This window comes from Actinomycetota bacterium, assembly GCA_035697485.1.
Taxonomy (GTDB): Bacteria; Actinomycetota; UBA4738; order UBA4738; family HRBIN12; genus JAOUEA01.
Genome location: DASSCU010000063.1, coordinates 81,727 through 98,770, shown reverse-complemented (window position 1 = coordinate 98,770; position 17,044 = coordinate 81,727). Strand labels below are relative to the sequence as shown.

Here is a 17,044-nt window from a genome sequence, read left to right as displayed (position 1 = left end):
ACTTCATCCTATCGGTGGCGGCGCGAGGCCTCGATCCGAGTACCAGGCGAGCGTGCGCCGGATCGTGACCTCGATCGGCGTGTACCGCAGGCCGAGTTCCCGCTCGGCGAGCGACGCGTCGAAGCGGTGCCCGTGCAGCAGTGTGCGTACCGTCTCGTGACAGATGCGGCCGTCGCGCCGCAACACGCGCGCCATCGCGCCGGCGACGGCGCCACCCATCGAAGCCAGTGCGCGAGGGGCGAACCAGACCCTGCGCGGATGGCCGGAGGCCTGCCGGAGTAGCGTCACGGCCGTGCGCACGTCGAACGACGCGCCGCTCACGAGGTAGCGCTTCCCGGGCACCCCGTCGCGCTCGGCGAGCAGGTGGGCGTCGGTGCAGTCGTCGATGTCGACCACCGAGAGCCAGGTGTTCACGAGCACGGGCAGGCGACCGTTCACGATGTCGAGCAGCAGCAACGCTGAGCCTCCCGTCCGGCCCGGTCCCTGCACCGACGACGGGTTCACCGACACGACCGGCACCCCGAGCCTCTCCCCGAGCGAGAGCACGCGACGTTCCCCCAGGACCTTCGAGCGTTCGTAGTTCGAGAGGAAGGTGCCGCGATGCGGGGTGTCCTCGCGGCCGATCCGCCCGGTCCGTTCGCCGATCGTGGTCGCCGACGAGGTATGCACGACCCGTGATGCCCGCGCCGCCGCCGCCGCGCGCACCACCGCGGCGGCGCCCTCGACGTTCACGCGGAGCATCGGGCCCGGGTCGCGTGCGCACATCGCGTTCGCACCCGCGACATGGAAGACGGTGCCGCACCCACGCATCCCCCGCAGCAGAGCCTCGTGGTCGAAGAGGTCGCCCCGCACGACCATGGCCCCGAGCGCTGCGAGCATCGCCGCCGTCTCCTCCGAGCGCGCGAGCACACGCACCTGCCGCCCTTCGGCGAGCATCCGTCGGACGAGGGCGCCGCCCAGGAACCCCGACGCACCCGTGACGAAGACCGGTCCCGGCACGGGTCTCAGCGACCCGACGCGGCCGAGTCGCGCCCTGGTGCCGTCGAGGTGCGGCCCGACAGCACCGAATGGAACCGCACCAGGTACTGCACCGCCGAGACGATCGTGACCACGGCCGCGACCGCCATGAGCCATTGGTCGAGGTACCAGTCGCCGATGCGGATGTCGGGCCGCCAGATCGCGAAGGTGATCGCGACGAACTGGATCGTCGCTTTCCACTTCCCCCACATCGATGGGGTCAACACGATGCCGTCGGAGGCGGAGACCGCACCCCGCAGCCCCATGATCAGCAACTCGCGGCCCACGATCACGAACGCGATCCAGGCGGAGACGTGGTCCACGGCGACGAGCGCGAGCACCACCCCTGAGACGAGCAGCTTGTCGGCGGCGGTGTCGAGGAAGCTGCCGAACGTGGTGGTCTGCTTCCACCGGCGGGCGAGCCGCCCGTCGACGAAGTCGGTGGCGGCGGCGACGGCGAACAGCAGCGCGGCGGTGGGTTCGACCCACGGGGCCGGGTCGTGCACGAGCACCATGCCCATCACCACCGGAGTCAGCGCGATGCGCAGGTACGTGATGAACGCGAGGAAGGCGGCGGCTCGTTCGTCGGGGTTCCTCATGGCCTCGTGAGCGAATCGTACCGGCTCGACCCGACGCTACGCCGAGCCGAGCAGATCGCGGACCTCGGCCGCCGTCGTGCACGCGAGGGCCCGGGCGGCGATCGCCCGGGCGTCGGCGACGGTCGTCGAGCGGACGGCGTCCTTGACGCTCGCGATCGCCGGGGCTGCCATCGAGAGCTCCCGCACCCCGAGCCCGAGCAGGAGCGCGGTCGCGAGCTCGTCACCGGCGAGCTCGCCGCAGACGCCTACCCATCGGCCGTGCGTCTCGGCACCGTCGGCCGTGGCCGCGATCAGGCGTAGCACGGCCGGATGCAGAGGGTCGTTGAGCGCGGCCACGTGCTCGTTGCCTCGATCGGCCGCGAGGGTGTACTGGGTCAGGTCGTTGGTACCGATCGAGAAGAAGTCGGCGTCCGCCGCCAGGCTGGCGGCCGTGAGGGCGGCGGACGGCACCTCCACCATGATGCCGACCTCGATCGCCGGGTCGAGGGCCGTCTCCCGACGCGCTCGATCGAGTGCGGCGCGAGCTTCCTCGAGCTCGCCGGTCGTCGCGATCATGGGGAACATCACGCGGACCGGGTGATCGACGGCGACGCGGAGCAGCGCCCGGAGCTGTGCGAGCAGCAGCTCGGGGCGAGCGAGGCCGAGCCTGATGCCGCGCACCCCCAGGAACGGGTTCTCCTCGCGCGCCTGTCCCAAGGCGGCGACCGGCTTGTCGGCGCCCGCGTCGAGCGTGCGGACGAGGAGCGGCCGTCCGTCGAGCGCCTCGCCGGCTGCGCGGTAGGCGGCCTCCTGCTCGTCCTCGTCCGGCAGGGCGGCGCGGTCCATGAAGAGGAACTCGGTGCGGAACAGCCCGATGCCGTCGGCGCCCGCGGCGACGGCGGCGGCCACCTCCGCCGGTCCGCCGACGTTCGCCGCCACCTCGACCGTCGTACCGTCGATGGTCGTGGCGGGCTCACCCGCGCTCGCCAACAACCCAGCCAGGCGCTCGGCCCGCTCCCGTCGCTCGGACTCGAACCGCGCGACGACGTCGGGCGGAGGATCGACGACGACCTCGCCGCTGGCGCCATCGACCGCCAGCGACGAACCCTCGGCGAGCGAGAGCACGCGGGGTCCGACGCCCACGACCGCCGGGATGCCGAGCGCGCGCGCCAGCACGGCGGCGTGCGAGGTCGGACCGCCGTGGACGGTGACGATGCCGAGCGTCATCGCCGGATCGAGCCCGGCCGTGTCGGCGGGCGTCAGGTCGGCGGCGACGAGGATGCCGGGTTCGTCGAGCCGGGGCGCCGGCACGGGCACGCCGAGGACGCGGGCCAGCACCTGCGCGCCGACGCTGCGCAGGTCGATCGCCCGCGCACGCATGTACTCGTCGTCGAGCACGTCCCACTCGGCGGCCACGGCGTCGACCGCGTCGCGCCATGCGACGGCCGCGGTGCGGCCTCGCTCGGCGATCGCCCGGCGGGCCGGCCCGAGCAGGGCTTCGTCGCGCAGGAACAGCAGGTGCGCGTCGAAGATGCTGGCCTCGTCCTCGCCGGCGCGCAGCGCGACCGCGTCGCGCTGCGCCACGATCGCATCGGCGGTCGCGCGCAGGGCGGCGTCGAGCGTGGCGTGCTCCTCGGCAGGGTCGGTCCCCGCGGTCTCGGGCACGTCGAGGGGGGGCGTGTGGAATCGACGCAGCTCGCCCACGGCGACGCCGGGCGAGGCGGCGAAGCCCGTCACCACGCCCTCGTCGAAAGCCCCGGCGGTTCCTCGATCCGGCTCGGTGACGGGCTCGGGCAGCGCCGCCGTCTCCACCGCCGTGGCATCGAGCGGCTCGTCGAACCGGCGAGCGGCGAGCGCCCGGATCTCGGCGATCGCGTCCCTCGCACCGGGCCCCTCGGCTCGCACCTCGACCTCGTGGCCCGCACGCACGCCGAGCGTCGCCACGGCGTTCAGGCTGCTCGCGTCGGCAGGGCCGACACCGGTCGTGACGTTGCGCACGCTCACGGAGGCTTCGTATCCGGCGGCGGTCTGCACGAAACGGGCGGCAGGCCGAGCATGGAGCCCGTGGGGGAGGTCGACGGGGAACACGGCTACCGCGGTCGCACCGGCCTCGGCCGACGCCGCGCCGGGCTCTCCGGACGGCTCGCCGGCCACGGTTGGTCTCGCGCCCTCCTCTGCATCGGTTGCGAGGTGGGCGATCTTGCCTGCCAACCCCGAACGGGCTTCCGCGGCGACCGCCTCGAGCGGCATGCCCAGCTTGGCGGTGACCGCCGCCGCGACGGCACCCTCGACGAGCGGGGCCTCGCAGAGCAGGATCCGGTCACGCCGCTCGTCGCCGATCAGATCGACGGCCATCTCGGCCGAGAGCACCGCGCTGCCCAGGTCCATCAGGACGAGCACGCCGTCGTCGGACCATGCCCGCTCGATCGCCTGCATCACGAGGACCGCATCCGTGCCGATCGGATGCTCGGGACCATCGGGCCCTTCGACGGCCTCGAGTCCGCCGGCCGTCTCGAGCCTCACCTCGGATCCGCCCATCTCACGCGCGAGCTCGGCCACGCCCTTGGCGATGCGGGCGCTGTGGGAGACGATGACGACGCCGACCACGACCCGTCAGGCCCTCGAGGCCAGCACGCCGATCAGCGCGAACCCGTACGCGACCGTCAGGACCCCGAGGATGACGAGACCGCGTTCCAGCAACCGCCGCCGGTGGTCCGACAGCCCGAAGTCCAGCAGCACCGAGCGCAGGCCGAGCATCGCGTGGGCGGTCACGACGACCAGGAACACCCCTTCGATCACGAAGATGATCGGCGTGCTGACGTAGTCGAGCACGTGCTGGTACGTGCGCAGGCCGCCGACCTCCTCGACGACGAAGTGGTGCGCCACCATGTGGATCGTCACGAGCACCAGCAGCGAGATCCCGGTGATCGCTGTCCATCGCCAGCTGCGAGACCTCGTCGACCGTTGTGGGGTGGCCGTCGCCATCAGCCGCCGGCCCCGAAGACGTGGAGCGCCGTGTAGACGAGCAGGATCGTGCCGAACGCCATGAGCGACCAGAACAGTGCCTTCTGGTGGCTCGTCACGAAGCCGCTCCCGACCAGCGCCAGTCGCGTGCCGTTCAGGCCGTGCACGAGCAGGCCGAAGACCAGCAGCACGTCGAGCCCGAGGAACAACGGCGTCGTCGCGATCTCGAGGAAGTCGTTCCAGGAGTCCTCGCCTCCGAGCAGCAGCGTCAGCACGGCCAGGTGCAGGTAAAGGTAGAACACGATCCCGAGGCCGGTGATGCGATTCATCGAGAACGCGAGATGGCCGGTGCTGCGGCGACGCACGTCGAACCAGGCGACGGGCCCCGGCAGCTTCCGCGGCACCGGGCCCGCCTCGCGACGGCTGCGCAGGATCTCCTCCACGCCGGGATCGCGCTCGGGCGCGGGGGTATGCGACCCGTTCATGCCGAGGCCTCGCTCGCGCTCGACGGGCGCTCGGGCACCTCGAGATCGCGATCCTTCCTGCGGTGACGCAGCTCCTTGCGCAGGGCCATGATCCGCTGGGCGGGTCGCACGTCGCTCGGGCAGGCTTCCGTGCACTCGAACGCGGCATGGCATCGCCACGCGCCCGTGTCCTGGTCGGCCCAGTCGAGGATCGCGTCACGATCCGCGCCGCGCGCCTCCTCGAGCAGCCGCTGCGCGTACGCCAGGGCGGCGGGGCCCAGGTACGTGTCATCGGTCGCGGCGACGGGGCACGCCGAGAGACAGAGCCCGCACTCGATGCAGTCCTCGTAGCGCTCGTGCTCGTCGATACCGTCGGCCGTGCGGGACTCGGACAGGAACTCGCTCCCCCGCACGATCGGATGCGGCTCTGGGTAGCGCGCCACGAACGGCCCCATGTCGACGACCACGTCGTGGAGCACCGGCAGGTTCGCGAGCGGGTCCACGGTGACCGTGCCCGAGATGTCGGAGAGCTTCGTCACACACGCGAGCCGCTCCTTGCCGTTCACGCGGACCCCGCACGTGCCGCACGACGCATGGAAGCACGAATGCCGCAGCCCGAGCGTCAGGTCCTGGTGGAGCTGGATCCATCGCAGAGCCTCGAGCACCGTCGTGCGCTCGTCCACCGGCACGTCGTGCTCCTCGATGTGGGGCTGGTGGTCGCCGCGCTTGAATCGGTGCACGCGGAGCCGTCGAGTCGTGACAGCGTCGTCCGTCATGCCGCGAACGCCGCCGTGTGGGGGAGGAGCACCGTGTCTCGCGTGCGGCACGCGGTCTCGATGCCGAGCTTGCGGCTCACCACATCGGCGCAGACCTCGGCCATGCCCCGCAGCGTCGTGCCCTTCCCGCCGGTGATCGTGACGAAGCCTTCGACGCCGTCGTCGACCGCGTGGTCGATCGTCTTGAAGGTGCGGGAGAGCTCACGTCCCGAATCTGCATCGTCACGGGAACCGATCAGCGGACGAGCGGCGGACCAGGCAGAGCGATAGGGCGCCTCACGCACCGCCGGCACGAGCACCGACCCCTCGTCGATCATGCGTTGGACGTGGTCGGAGGGGACGCCGAGATCGTCGGGATCCTCGACCACCCACGAGCTCGTCCCGATGACGGACAGAGCGCGTTGGGGCACCACGATGTCCCCGTCTCCCGAGCTGTGGAGCCGGTTGATCACCATGTTGCAGAGCCGCCCTCGCACGGCGAGCATCACGCCGGGCGAGGGGCGGATCGGCACGTCGACCCCAGCCATGCGCGCGACCTGCTCCGACCATGGACCGGTCGCGTTCACGACGAGGTCGGCGCCGATGCGGGTCTCACGGCCGGTGACGAGGTCGCGCACCCGCGCCCCCGAGACGACCCCCGCCGCGAGCTCGAGGTCGATCACGTCGACCCAACTCAACAGGTCGGCCCCGTTCGCCTTCGCCGTGGCGAAGAACCGGAGCGGCATGCGCATCGCGTCCATCGTGGCGTCGGGTACGCGCACCGCGACCTTCAGCGCCGGGTTCAGCAGAGGTTCCAGGCGAAGTGCCTCGTCCGGCTGCAGCACCTGGGTCGGGATGCCGGTCTCCTCGCACCCCGCGAGGAAGCCGGGCAGGTACGTCATGTCCTCGTCGGTCACGCCCACGAACAGCCCGTCGTTCTCCTCGAAGGACCCGGGCGCGATGCGGCGGAGCAGCATGTTCTCCTCGATGCACTCCACCGCGGACTCCTGATCGTTCACGGCGTAGCGCGCCCCGCTGTGCAGCAGGCCGTGGTGGCGCCCGGTCGTGCCTGACGTGAACTCGCCGCGCTCGACGAGGGTCACGCGCGCGCCTCGGAGGGCCAGATCGTGGGCGAGGGCGCCACCGGTGCCGCCGCCGCCCACGATCAAGATGTGTGGAGTCGAGCCCGCACCCCCGTTCATCGGCGGATCATGCCACGATCAGGAGGATCGGGATCAGTCGTCCTCCCGTTCCTGGCCAGCCGCGAAGTCGCCGCGCTCCGGGGTGTCGGGGCGCTCGTCCTCGTCGGCCTGGCCCTCGCCGAACGTGCCCTTCTCGACCTCCTCGGGCTCGTGATGTTCCTGCTCCTGGCCCTCGGCGAAGTCGCCGTGGGTGTCGGTGTCGGGGTCGTGCTCGGCCTGCCCTTCGGCGAACGTGCCCTCGTGCTCGTCGTGTTCCTTCTCGCTCATCGCGACCTCCCGGCTCACTCGACCCAGTCGAAGGTGCGGGTCACGGCCTTCTTCCACATCGCGTACTCCTTCTCACGCTCGGCCGCGTCCATGACGGGTGTCCATTCCTTGTCCTTGCCCCAGTTGCCGCGCAGATCGTCGATCGTGCTCCAGAACCCCGTCGCGAGGCCGGCCGCGTAGGCGGCGCCGAGTGATGTGGTCTCGGCCACGGTCGGGCGGATCACCGGCACGCCGAGCACATCGGCCTGTGTCTGCATCAGCAGGTCGTTGTACACCATGCCTCCGTCGACCTTCAGCGAGGTGAGCTCGACGCCGGAATCGGCGTTCATGGCGTCGACCACCTCGCGGCTCTGCCACGCGGTGGCCTCGAGCGTGGCACGCGCGATGTGCCCGGCGTTGACGAAGCGGGTGAGTCCCGCGATCACGCCTCGAGCCTCGCTGCGCCAGTAGGGGGCGAAGAGACCCGAGAACGCGGGCACGAAGTAGACGCCTCCGTTGTCGTCGACGGTCCGCGCGAGCGCCTCGACGTCGGGTGAGGCGTCGATCATCTTCAGGTTGTCGCGCAGCCACTGCACCAGGGCACCCGTGATCGCGATCGAGCCTTCGAGCATGTATGCGGCAGGCTGGTCTCCGATCTTGTAGCCCACGCCCGTGATCAGCCCGTTCTTCGATTGCACCGCCTCCGTCCCCGTGTTCAGCAGCAGGAACGACCCGGTGCCGTACGTGTTCTTGGCCTCTCCGACATCGAAGCAGGTCTGGCCGAACAGGGCCGCCTGCTGGTCGCCGAGATCGCCGGCAACTGCGACGCCCGCCGCCGCGCCGACCGCCTCACCGTAGACCTGGCTCGAAGAGCGGATCTCGGGCAGCATCGAGCGAGGCACGCCGATCGAGTTCAGGAGATCGTCGTCCCAATCCAGCGTCTCGAGGTTCATCAGCATGGTGCGGCTGGCGTTGGTCACGTCGGTGACGTGCTGGCCACCGTCGACGCCGCCCGTGAGGTTCCAGATGCACCAGGTGTCGATGTTGCCGAACGCCAGTTCGCCGGCATCGGCTCGAGCCCGCGCCCCTTCGACGTTCTCGAGGATCCATCGGACCTTCGGGCCGGAGAAGTACGTGGCGATCGGGAGCCCCGTCTTCTCGCGGAAGCGGTCCTGGCCGCCGTCGGCGATGAGCTCGTTGCAGATCTGGTCGGTGCGTGTGTCCTGCCACACGAGCGCGTTGTGGATCGCCTGTCCCGTGGAGCGGTCCCACACCACCGTCGTCTCACGCTGGTTCGTGATGCCGATCGCAGCGATGTCGCCCGCCGACAGACTCGCCTTCGCGAGGGCGCCGGCGATGACCTCCTGGCTGCGGGTCCAGATCTCGGCGGGGTCATGCTCGACCCAGCCAGGCTTGGGGAAGATCTGCTCGTGTTCCTTCTGGTCGACCCCCACGACCTGGCCGCCGTGGTCGAAGATCATGAAGCGCGTGCTGGTCGTGCCCTGGTCGAGGGCTCCGACGTACTCAGCCATCTGGGGCCTCCTCCGTTGTCAGGCGTCGCCGACCCAAGTGTCGGCGACGCTTCGCAGCAACAGGTAGCTCGAGGTCGCGCCGGGATCCTGATGCCCGGCGCTGCGCTCACCGAGGTAGCTCGCCCGTCCCTTGCGGGCGACGAGCGGGATCGTGTCGGTCATGCCCTGCTCGGCGGCATCGGCCGAACGACGGAGCGCCGCGGGCAGGTCCGCTCCCTCTGCGATCGCGGCGGCGAACGCGTCACGGCCGGGGATCAGCGCATCGACCATCGTCTTGTCGCCGGGCTCCGCCTTCCCACGTGCCTGCACGCCCGAGACCGCGGCGGCGAGGGCGGCCGCCCAGTCGTCGGCCGTGATCGGATCCTTGCCGGCCGTCGCGATGCCGAGCTGCAGGAACAACGTGCCGTAGAGGGGCCCGCCGGCCCCGCCGACGGTCGAGACGAGGGTCATGCCGACGACCTTGAAGAGGGCGCCGACGTCGCCGGGCGGGGACGAGTCGAGCTTCGCCAACACCGCCTGGAACCCGCGATCCATGTTGATGCCGTGGTCGGCGTCGCCGATCGCGGAGTCCAGTTCGGTCAGGTAGGCCCTGTTCTCGGCGATCGTCGCCGCGAAGGCCTTCAGCCACGCCACGACGGCGTCGTAGGAGATGCCCGTGCCCTCGCTCATCTCGGCGCCGATCCCTCCGTTCCGCCCGCCGGGGGCGAGGGGTTCAGACCCCCCACCGCAGACCGGCCGTCTTCACGGGAGCGTCCCACAGCTGCGTGAAGTCGTCGCTCAGCTTCAGCAGCGTGATCGAGCACCCGGCCATCTCGAGCGAGGTGATGTACGAGCCGATCAGGTTCCGCGAGATCGTGATGCCGCGGCCCGAGAGGAACTTGTTGAGCTCGTTGTAGACCACGTACAGCTCGAGCATGGGTGTGCCGCCCATGCCGTTCACGAACGCCAGCACCTGGTCGCCCTTGCCGAACGGAAGGTCGTCGACGATCGCGGTCGCCATCATGTCGACGATCTCCGACGCCTGCTTCATCTTCATGCGCTCGCGCCCGGGCTCGCCGTGGATGCCGACGCCCATCTCGATCTCGTCGTCGCCCAGCTCGAAGGTTGGACTGCCCGCCGCCGGCACGGTGCACGACGTGAGCGCCATGCCCATCGAGCGGCCGTTGGCGTTCACCTCTCGGCAGATGTCGGCGACCTCCTTCAGGGGCCGCTTCTGTTCCGCGGCCGCACCGGCGATCTTCTCCATCAGTACGGTCGTGCCCACTCCCCGACGACCCGCGGTGTACAGGGAGTCCTGTACCGCCACGTCGTCGTCGACCACGACGGATTCGACCTCGGTGCCCTCGGCGCGACAGAGCTCCGCCGCCATCTCGAAGTTCATGACGTCGCCGGTGTAGTTCTTCACGATGTGGACGACGCCGGCCCCGCCGTCGACGGCCTTGGTGGCCGCTTCCATCTGGTCGGGGGTGGGAGAGGTGAACACCTCGCCGGGGCAGGCGGCGTCGAGCATGCCCGCGCCGACGAATCCACCGTGCATCGGCTCGTGTCCGGACCCTCCCCCCGAGATGAGGGCGACCTTGCCCTGCACGGGGGCGTCGGCCCGGGTGATGAAGTACGGGTCGTACGACACCTTCACGAGGTCGGGGTGGGCCGCCTCGATGCCCTGGAGCTCTTCCCGGACGACGTTCGCCGGGTCGTTGATCAACTTCTTCATGCGTGCCTCGCTTCCCGTCGCGGAGGGGCGGCGGGAGGGCTCACGGACCCCCCCGCCCGACCGTCTCTCAACCGAAGACCGCGTCGGCCGCCAGCGCGCCGAGCACGCCGCCGACGATCGGCCCGACGACCGGGATCCATGAGTAGGCCCAGTCGGAACTGCCCTTGCCGGCGATCGGCAGGATCGCGTGCATGATGCGCGGGCCGAGGTCGCGGGCGGGGTTGATCGCGTACCCGGTCGGTCCGCCGAGCGACAGGCCGATGACGAGGACCAGCAGGCCGACGGGCAAGGCGCCGGTCTCGAGCCACCCTCCCGTGGCGAGGTCCGCGGCGAAGACCTGCGGCACGATCGCGAGGATCCCGAACACCAGCATGAACGTGCCGACGATCTCGGTGATCAGGTTCGCGGCCGTGTTGCGGATCGCCGGCCCGGTCGAGAACACCGCGAGCTTCAGACCCGGGTCGTCGGTGTCGGCCCAGTGCACGAGGTATGAGAGGTACACGAGCAAGGCCCCGATCGCCGCGCCGAGGAACTGACCTGCGATCAGCGTCGGCACGTCGCTCCACTCGACCAGGTCGATCGAGGCGAGGCCGATCGTGACGGCGGGGTTCAGGTGCGCGACGCCGCCGCTCACCGCAACGCTCGCCAGCACGCCCATGAAGACCGCCATCCCCCATGCCCAGGTGACGACGATCCATCCGCCGTTCTGCGCCTTCGACTTGTTCAGCAGCACCCCGGCGACGACCCCGTCGCCGAGCAAGATCAGCACCGCCGTGCCGACCACCTCTCCGAGGAACATCTGAGCGACCACCCCCTCCGTACCGGGCCCCACCGTCGGGACCATGTCGAGGCGAGCCAACTCTGTTCGCAACAAGTTGTCAATAGTCCCGTCATACCGTCGCAACATCGACCATAGAGAACATCGTTCGGTATCGTCGAACACTCGAAAGTGGAAGTTGACACGGCCTGGAGGCGGTTCGATGGTGGCGGCGGTGACAGAACGGGCCGACGACGGGCGTGAGAGGGTGTTCGACGTGTACGACGCCACTACCATCCGGCGCTGGGTTCGCGGATGTGCCGACGAGATCGCCGCCAACCGGGACTTCCTGACCCAGCTCGACGCGGCGATCGGCGACGCCGACCACGGCATCAACATGGATCGCGGATTCTCGGCCGCCGTGACCGACCTCGACGCGACCTCCGACCTTCCCGCGGGTGAGCTGTTGATCCGGGTCGGGGGCACCCTGATCTATCGCGTGGGAGGCGCGGCCGGACCGTTGTTCGGCACGTGTCTGCGCCGGGCCGGGGAGGCGTTCGGCGACGTCGAGTCGTTCGATGCCGAGGACCTGCTGAAGGCGCTGCGCTCGGGCCTCGACGGCATCCAGGGGCTGGGGGCGGCGGAGGAAGGCGACAAGACGATCGTCGACGCCTACGCGCCGGCGCTCGCGGCGTTCGAGCGGGAGCTGCGCGCCGGCGGCGACGGGGGCACGGCGTCCCGCAAAGCGGCCGAGGCCGCGCGCGAGGGCATGCGTGCGACGGTGCCGATGCAGGCGCGCAAGGGCCGGGCCTCGTACCTCGGACCGAGGAGCGTGGGGCACCAGGATCCGGGGGCAACCTCGACCTCGTACCTGTTCGCTGCCCTCGCACGATCGTTGGACGGTGGTCGTTGACCGGTTCGGCACCGCGCAGAGGCACGATCCAGTCGGTCGAGCGCGCCGCCCGCATCCTCAAGGTGCTCGGCACGGGCACGTCGCGCATGGGCGTCACCGAGGTGGCCGAGCGTCTCGGGCTCGCGAAGGGCACGGCCTACGGCCTGTTGCGCACGCTCGAGGCGCAGGAGCTCGTGGAGCAGGATCCTGAGACCGACAAGTACCGGCTCGGGCCGGCGATGCTGCAGCTGGGGAACGCGTTCCTCGACAACCACGAGCTGCGGGCACGGTCGCTGCTGTGGGCCGACTCGCTCGCATCGCGGGTCGGCGACGCGGTGCGCGTGGGGGTGTTGCACGGGTCGAACGTGCTGATCGTGCATCACGTGTTCCGCCCCGACAACTCGGTGCAGATCCTCGAGGTAGGCGCCTCGATCCCGTGGCACGCGTGCGCTCTGGGCAAGGCCATCGTGGCGTATCTGCCGGAGGCATCGCGCCGGGCGCTGCTCGGGTCGGAGCTTGTGCCGCTCACCGGTCGCACGGTCACCGACCCCACCGTGCTCGAAGCGATGCTCGCCTCGGTGGCCGAGGAAGGCACCGCACTCGAGGACGGCGAGGCGATCGTCGGAGAGGCCGAGATCGCTGCACCGGTCTTCGACGACCGTGGCCACTCCGTCGGGGCGATCGGCGTCGTGGGCCCGGTCGAACGGCTCCTGCCCGAGGGGCGGCACGCCGCCGCGGTCGTCGCGGCGGTGCGCGAGACATCGCGGGGTCTCTCCCGCGACATGGGCGCCGGTCGCGTCGGCGCGAGGAGCGGGGCTGCCCGTCGATAGGTCGATAGTGTGGTGTCCGGACATGGGGCGCCGACGATAGGCTCCCGCCGATGAGCGAAACCCCCCGGTACGTCACGGTCGAGGACTACCTGCCGGTCGCGCGCGCCGCGATCGCCGCGGACGTCTGGGATTACTACGAAGGCGGGGCCGGCGACGAGCGGACGCTCGCGGAGAACCGACGCGCCTTCGACCGGTGGATGCTGCGCCCCCGGTTCCTTCGGGGCGCGGGGTCTCCCGACACCTCGACCGGCATCCTCGGCTCGACGTTGCGGTTCCCGGTCGGTGTGGCGCCGTGGGCCTACCAGCGACTCGCGCATCCCGACGGGGAGCTCGCCACCGCTCGGGCGGCGGCCGCCGTCGGCACCGTGATGGTCGTGTCCTCGACCGCCGAGTCCTACCTCGAGGATGTCGCGGCCGCGAGCGACGGCCCGAAGTGGTGGCAGCTCTACGTGGCGGAGGATCGTGGATTCACCGAGGCGATGCTCCGGCGCGTGGTCTCGGCGGGATACGAGGCGATCTGCTGGACCGTCGATTTCGTCGTCAACGGGCTGCGGCACCGCGACACGCGCAGCGGGTTCGTGATGCCGATCGGCATCGGAGCGAGCGACTACCTGTTCGACGCGTCGATCACGTGGGACGACCTCGGCTGGATCAAGGATCGAGCACCCGGGGTGCCCGTGATCGTCAAAGGTCTCCTCACCGCGGAGGACGCCGAGCTCGCCGTGCAGGCGGGCGCCGACGCGATCGTCGTCTCGAACCACGGAGGGCGCCAGCTCGACCGGTCGCCGGCGGGGCTCGACGCCCTGCCCGAGGTGGCGGCGCAGGTCGCGGGACGGGTGCCGGTGCTGATGGACGGTGGCGTTCGGCGCGGTACCGATGTGCTCACCGCCTTGGCGCTGGGCGCGAGCGCGGTGCTCGTTGCACGCCCGACGATCTGGGGTCTCGCAGCCGATGGGGAAGCGGGGGTCGCGGGTGTGCTCGAGATCCTCCGTGCAGAGTTCGAGAACGCGATGGCGCTGACCGGGTGCCGCTCGGTCGACGAGATCGGCCGGGCGCTCGTGACGCCTGCACCGTAGTCGGTCGGTCCCGCGAGCGCTGTCTGGGACCATCTGGGGATGAGCGGATACGACCTCCACACCCACTCCACCTTCAGCGACGGCACGGAGACGCCCACCCACAACGTGAGGCTCGCGCTCGAGCGCGGCATGGCCGGCCTCGGCGTCACCGACCACGACACGTTCGCCGGCCTCGACGAGGCGGCGGCCGCGGCCCACGGCACCGGTCTCGAGATCGTGCCCGGCATCGAGTTCTCGGCCGAGTACGACGGGGCCAGCCTGCACGTGCTCGGCTACTGGGTCGATCCCGCCCACGAACCTCTGCAAGAGGAGCTGAAGCGGCTCACCGACACCCGGTTCCGGCGCGGCGAGATGATGATCGAGAAGTTGCAGGAGGCGGGCTACGAGATCTCGTTCGACGACGTGCGGCAGATCGCGGGCGACGACCTGATCGCTCGCCCCCACGTCGCACAGGCCATGGTCGAAGCGGGCATCGTCGAGACCGAGAAGGAAGCCTTCGATCGGTACATCGCCGACGGTGGCCTCGCGTACGTGCCGAAGCATGCGTTGCACCCGGTCCAGGCCCTGCGGCTGATCGGCGATGCGGGGGGCGTCTGCGTGCTCGCCCACCCCGCGATGTGGAAGGGCAACGGTTCCGTGCCCGATGAACTGATCGAGGAGATGGCCGAGGGTGGCATGGTCGGACTGGAGGTCGACCATCCCGACCACGACGAGGCCACCCGCGCCTCCTACCGAGCGATGGCCGAACGTCTCGACCTGGTGCCGACGGGGTCGAGCGATTGCCACGGGGCCCGATACGGATTCCGGCTCGGGTGCAACACGACGCCGGTCGAGCTCGTCGACGAGCTGAAGCGGCGCGCGGGCCGCTGAGCCCTCGTCCGGCCCGCGGGTGCGTCTACGATGCCCACCGTGACCGATCCGGCGCTCGAGATGGTGTTCTTCGACATCGGTGGAGTGATGTACGACGACACGGTGTACGCGCGCTCGTGGCGGAGTGCCCTGCGCGAGTCCGGCGCCGAATTCACCGACGAGGAGTTCGACCTCGAGTACGCGGCAGCCCGGGCAGAGCAGTCGGAGTCCTTCCGACGTCGGCTCACGACGCGGTTCCTGGGCTCCATCGACGACCTCACCGCCGTCGAGGCGCGCGCCGCGCGCTACTGGGCATATCCGCCCACCGCGCTCTACCCCGACGTCGTGCCGTGCCTCGAGGCGCTCGAGGGACGCTTCCGGCTCGGGGTGATCGCGAACCAACCGTCGTCGGTGCGACGGGCGATGGAGCGCGACGGCCTGACGCGGTTCTTCGAGGTCTGGGGCGTGAGCGACGACCTCGGCCTGCAGAAGCCCGACCCTCGGCTCTTCTCGCACGTGCTCTACACCGCAGGCGTGTCGCCGGCGCGCTCGGTGATGCTGGGCGACCGTCTCGACTACGACGTGTGTCCGGCGAAGGCCGCGGGCATGCGGGCGGTGTGGGTGCTCCGCGGGGAGGCGCCCGACGAGCCCACCCAAGCGCAGCTCTCGCAGGCCGACGCGTCGATCGACGATCTCGGCGAGGTTCCCGCGTTGCTCGTCTCCTGGTCGTAACGTCGGGCCATGCACGTCGTGATCGTGGGGGGAGGCGCCGCCGGACTGAACGCGGCGCGGGGGCTGCAGCAGCGGCTGCGCTCGGGAGGGCATTCCCTCACCGTGGTCTCGACGGAGAACGTCTTCCTCTACCAGTCGCTGCTACCGGAAGCCGCGGGGGGAACGCTCGAGCCCCGTCACGTGGTCGTACCGCTGCGTTCGGCGCTCCGACACGCCCGGGTGGTCGTCGGCGACGTCGAGCGGGTCGACGTCGGGCACCGGCTGCTGCACCTGCGGGGCGTCGACGGTGACCGGTTCGAGTTGCCGTACGACCAGCTCGTGCTGGCACCGGGGTCGCGCTCGCGCACGCTGCCCGTGCCCGGACTCGCGGCCCACGGCATCGGGTTCAAGACGCTCGGCGAGGCGATCCTGCTGCGCAACCACGTGTTGTCGAGGCTCGAGGCCGCATCGCAGCGTCCGCCGCGCGACCCGCGGCGCCGGGCCGCCCTCACGTTCGTGTTCGTGGGGGCAGGGTACGCCGGGGTCGAGGCCCTGGGGGAGCTCGAGGACCTCTGCCGATGGGCCCTGAAGCACATGCCGGAGATCGGACCCGATGAGCCGCGCTGGGTGCTGGTCGAGGCACTCGATGAGATCCTTCCCGAGATCGGCGGCGATCTCGGGACGTGGGCCGCGCGGGAACTGGCCGAGCGGGGCATCGAGATCAAGACGGACACGCGTCTGGACTCGGTCGAGGGCGGGGTGGTGCGGCTGAGTGACGGGGAGACGTTCCCGGCGGAGACGCTCGTGTGGACCGCAGGCGTCAAGCCCGAACCGCTCGCGGCACTCTCCGACCTACCCGTCGACGATCACGGCAGGCTGCGGGTCGACGCCGCGATGCGCGTGCAGGGGTTCGAGGGCGTGATCTGGGCGGCGGGCGATGCCGCGGCCGTGCCGGACCTCGTGACCGGCGGGTTCTGCCCGCCGTCGGCGCAGTACGCGACGCGGCAGGGCAGGCGGCTCGCGGCGAACGTGCTCGCGACGATCGAGGGCCGCGACGTGGAGCCCTTCCGGTTCAAGGCGTTGGGGGCGTTGTGCTCACTCGGGCGGTACCGGGGGGTCGCCGTCGTCATGGGTGTGCATCTGCGCGGGTTCCCGGCGTGGTTCGTGACCCGCTCGTACCACCTGCTGCAGCTGCCCACGCTGAACCGGAAGGTGCGCGTCGTGCTCGATTGGACGCTGTCGCTGTTCTTCCCACGCGACGTGGCGGCGCTGGGGTCGCTGCACGACCCGACGGAGGCGTTCGAGAGAGCGTCGGAGGGATAGCCCCGGGGGGTTTGGGGCCGGGTGTCGAGAGCGGCGACCCGAGCCGACTCGGCAGGGAGCCTCGTCGCCACTCGGCAGGGTGTCCGCAGCACCCCCTGCGACGGAACACGGAAGCCCTTGCCCAAGTCACCGGA

At 70.7% G+C, this 17,044-nt stretch carries 18 protein-coding genes; 6 read left to right on the top strand and 12 right to left on the bottom strand.

Going from position 1 to position 17,044, the window contains the following annotated elements:
* Positions 1 to 3 precede the first annotated feature (3 nt).
* The 12 genes from VFI59_16235 to VFI59_16180 all read right to left on the bottom strand — a co-directional run bounded on the left by VFI59_16235 (position 4) and on the right by VFI59_16180 (position 11,271).
* The gene (locus VFI59_16235; protein HET6715243.1) at positions 4 to 999 is read right to left on the bottom strand and encodes an NAD-dependent epimerase/dehydratase family protein; all 996 of its coding nucleotides are present in this window, start codon (positions 997 to 999) and stop codon (positions 4 to 6) included.
* A 5-nt stretch (positions 1,000 to 1,004) separates the two neighbouring features.
* Positions 1,005 to 1,616, bottom strand: a complete 612-nt coding sequence (pgsA, locus tag VFI59_16230) for a CDP-diacylglycerol--glycerol-3-phosphate 3-phosphatidyltransferase (GenBank protein ID HET6715242.1) — start codon at positions 1,614 to 1,616, stop codon at positions 1,005 to 1,007.
* Positions 1,617 to 1,652: 36 nt separating this feature from the next.
* Positions 1,653 to 4,202 (bottom strand): phosphoenolpyruvate--protein phosphotransferase, encoded by a 2,550-nt coding sequence (gene ptsP / locus VFI59_16225; protein ID HET6715241.1) that lies wholly within the window; start codon positions 4,200 to 4,202, stop codon positions 1,653 to 1,655.
* Between the two features lie 6 nt (positions 4,203 to 4,208).
* Positions 4,209 to 4,580 carry a hypothetical protein gene (locus VFI59_16220; GenBank protein HET6715240.1) on the bottom strand — a complete coding sequence of 124 codons (372 nt, stop codon included), beginning with the start codon at positions 4,578 to 4,580 and terminating at the stop codon, positions 4,209 to 4,211.
* On the bottom strand, positions 4,580 to 5,044 hold the full coding sequence (locus VFI59_16215; GenBank protein ID HET6715239.1) for a succinate dehydrogenase: 465 nt from the start codon (positions 5,042 to 5,044) through the stop codon (positions 4,580 to 4,582). The genes VFI59_16220 and VFI59_16215 overlap by 1 nt, the downstream gene beginning before the upstream one ends.
* The gene (locus VFI59_16210) at positions 5,041 to 5,799 is read right to left on the bottom strand and encodes a succinate dehydrogenase/fumarate reductase iron-sulfur subunit (GenBank protein ID HET6715238.1); all 759 of its coding nucleotides are present in this window, start codon (positions 5,797 to 5,799) and stop codon (positions 5,041 to 5,043) included. The genes VFI59_16215 and VFI59_16210 overlap by 4 nt, the downstream gene beginning before the upstream one ends.
* Entirely contained in the window at positions 5,796 to 6,980 is a 1,185-nt protein-coding gene (locus VFI59_16205; protein HET6715237.1) for an FAD-dependent oxidoreductase, read from the bottom strand. The genes VFI59_16210 and VFI59_16205 overlap by 4 nt, the downstream gene beginning before the upstream one ends.
* 33 nt (positions 6,981 to 7,013) lie before the next feature.
* Positions 7,014 to 7,247: a hypothetical protein gene (locus VFI59_16200; GenBank protein HET6715236.1), complete on the bottom strand. Its 234-nt coding sequence runs from the start codon at positions 7,245 to 7,247 to the stop codon at positions 7,014 to 7,016.
* Between the two features lie 14 nt (positions 7,248 to 7,261).
* On the bottom strand, positions 7,262 to 8,758 hold the full coding sequence (gene glpK / locus VFI59_16195) for a glycerol kinase GlpK (GenBank protein HET6715235.1): 1,497 nt from the start codon (positions 8,756 to 8,758) through the stop codon (positions 7,262 to 7,264).
* 18 nt (positions 8,759 to 8,776) lie between these two features.
* Entirely contained in the window at positions 8,777 to 9,427 is a 651-nt protein-coding gene (gene dhaL / locus VFI59_16190) for a dihydroxyacetone kinase subunit DhaL (GenBank protein HET6715234.1), read from the bottom strand.
* Positions 9,428 to 9,470: 43 nt separating this feature from the next.
* Positions 9,471 to 10,472: a dihydroxyacetone kinase subunit DhaK gene (dhaK, locus tag VFI59_16185; protein HET6715233.1), complete on the bottom strand. Its 1,002-nt coding sequence runs from the start codon at positions 10,470 to 10,472 to the stop codon at positions 9,471 to 9,473.
* Positions 10,473 to 10,539: 67 nt separating this feature from the next.
* Positions 10,540 to 11,271, bottom strand: coding sequence for an MIP/aquaporin family protein (locus VFI59_16180; GenBank protein ID HET6715232.1), 732 nt, complete (start codon positions 11,269 to 11,271; stop codon positions 10,540 to 10,542).
* A 184-nt stretch (positions 11,272 to 11,455) separates the two neighbouring features.
* Here VFI59_16180 and dhaL (VFI59_16175) point away from each other — a divergent pair, with 184 nt between their 5' ends.
* Genes dhaL (VFI59_16175) through VFI59_16150 form a run of 6 tightly spaced genes read left to right on the top strand, consistent with a single transcriptional unit; the run spans position 11,456 to position 16,910 of the window.
* Positions 11,456 to 12,142, top strand: a complete 687-nt coding sequence (gene dhaL / locus VFI59_16175; protein HET6715231.1) for a dihydroxyacetone kinase subunit DhaL — start codon at positions 11,456 to 11,458, stop codon at positions 12,140 to 12,142.
* Positions 12,139 to 12,951 carry an IclR family transcriptional regulator gene (locus VFI59_16170; protein HET6715230.1) on the top strand — a complete coding sequence of 271 codons (813 nt, stop codon included), beginning with the start codon at positions 12,139 to 12,141 and terminating at the stop codon, positions 12,949 to 12,951. Before dhaL (VFI59_16175) ends, VFI59_16170 begins: the two co-directional genes overlap by 4 nt.
* Positions 12,952 to 13,001: 50 nt before the next feature.
* Positions 13,002 to 14,027 carry an alpha-hydroxy acid oxidase gene (locus VFI59_16165; GenBank protein HET6715229.1) on the top strand — a complete coding sequence of 342 codons (1,026 nt, stop codon included), beginning with the start codon at positions 13,002 to 13,004 and terminating at the stop codon, positions 14,025 to 14,027.
* Between the two features lie 39 nt (positions 14,028 to 14,066).
* The gene (locus VFI59_16160) at positions 14,067 to 14,897 is read left to right on the top strand and encodes a PHP domain-containing protein (GenBank protein HET6715228.1); all 831 of its coding nucleotides are present in this window, start codon (positions 14,067 to 14,069) and stop codon (positions 14,895 to 14,897) included.
* A gap of 39 nt (positions 14,898 to 14,936) precedes the next feature.
* Complete coding sequence (locus VFI59_16155; protein ID HET6715227.1) at positions 14,937 to 15,608, top strand: HAD family hydrolase; 672 nt, start codon at positions 14,937 to 14,939, stop codon at positions 15,606 to 15,608.
* Positions 15,609 to 15,617: 9 nt separating this feature from the next.
* Positions 15,618 to 16,910 carry an FAD-dependent oxidoreductase gene (locus VFI59_16150; protein HET6715226.1) on the top strand — a complete coding sequence of 431 codons (1,293 nt, stop codon included), beginning with the start codon at positions 15,618 to 15,620 and terminating at the stop codon, positions 16,908 to 16,910.
* The last annotated feature ends 134 nt before the right edge of the window (positions 16,911 to 17,044 follow it).

Excerpts from the sequence above, each read along its gene's own strand:
- VFI59_16210 (HET6715238.1), bottom strand. The coding sequence starts at position 5,799 with ATGACGGACGACGCTGTCACGACTCGACGGCTCCGCGTGCACCGATTC.
- dhaK (HET6715233.1), bottom strand. The coding sequence starts at position 10,472 with ATGAAGAAGTTGATCAACGACCCGGCGAACGTCGTCCGGGAAGAGCTC.
- VFI59_16165 (HET6715229.1), top strand. The coding sequence starts at position 13,002 with ATGAGCGAAACCCCCCGGTACGTCACGGTCGAGGACTACCTGCCGGTC.
- VFI59_16200 (HET6715236.1), bottom strand. The coding sequence starts at position 7,247 with ATGAGCGAGAAGGAACACGACGAGCACGAGGGCACGTTCGCCGAAGGG.
- dhaL (HET6715234.1), bottom strand. The coding sequence starts at position 9,427 with ATGAGCGAGGGCACGGGCATCTCCTACGACGCCGTCGTGGCGTGGCTG.
- VFI59_16180 (HET6715232.1), bottom strand. The coding sequence starts at position 11,271 with ATGTTCCTCGGAGAGGTGGTCGGCACGGCGGTGCTGATCTTGCTCGGC.
- VFI59_16220 (HET6715240.1), bottom strand. The coding sequence starts at position 4,580 with ATGGCGACGGCCACCCCACAACGGTCGACGAGGTCTCGCAGCTGGCGA.
- VFI59_16150 (HET6715226.1), top strand. The coding sequence starts at position 15,618 with ATGCACGTCGTGATCGTGGGGGGAGGCGCCGCCGGACTGAACGCGGCG.
- pgsA (HET6715242.1), bottom strand. The coding sequence starts at position 1,616 with ATGAGGAACCCCGACGAACGAGCCGCCGCCTTCCTCGCGTTCATCACG.
- VFI59_16160 (HET6715228.1), top strand. The coding sequence starts at position 14,067 with ATGAGCGGATACGACCTCCACACCCACTCCACCTTCAGCGACGGCACG.
- VFI59_16215 (HET6715239.1), bottom strand. The coding sequence starts at position 5,044 with ATGAACGGGTCGCATACCCCCGCGCCCGAGCGCGATCCCGGCGTGGAG.
- VFI59_16205 (HET6715237.1), bottom strand. The coding sequence starts at position 6,980 with ATGAACGGGGGTGCGGGCTCGACTCCACACATCTTGATCGTGGGCGGC.
- glpK (HET6715235.1), bottom strand. The coding sequence starts at position 8,758 with ATGGCTGAGTACGTCGGAGCCCTCGACCAGGGCACGACCAGCACGCGC.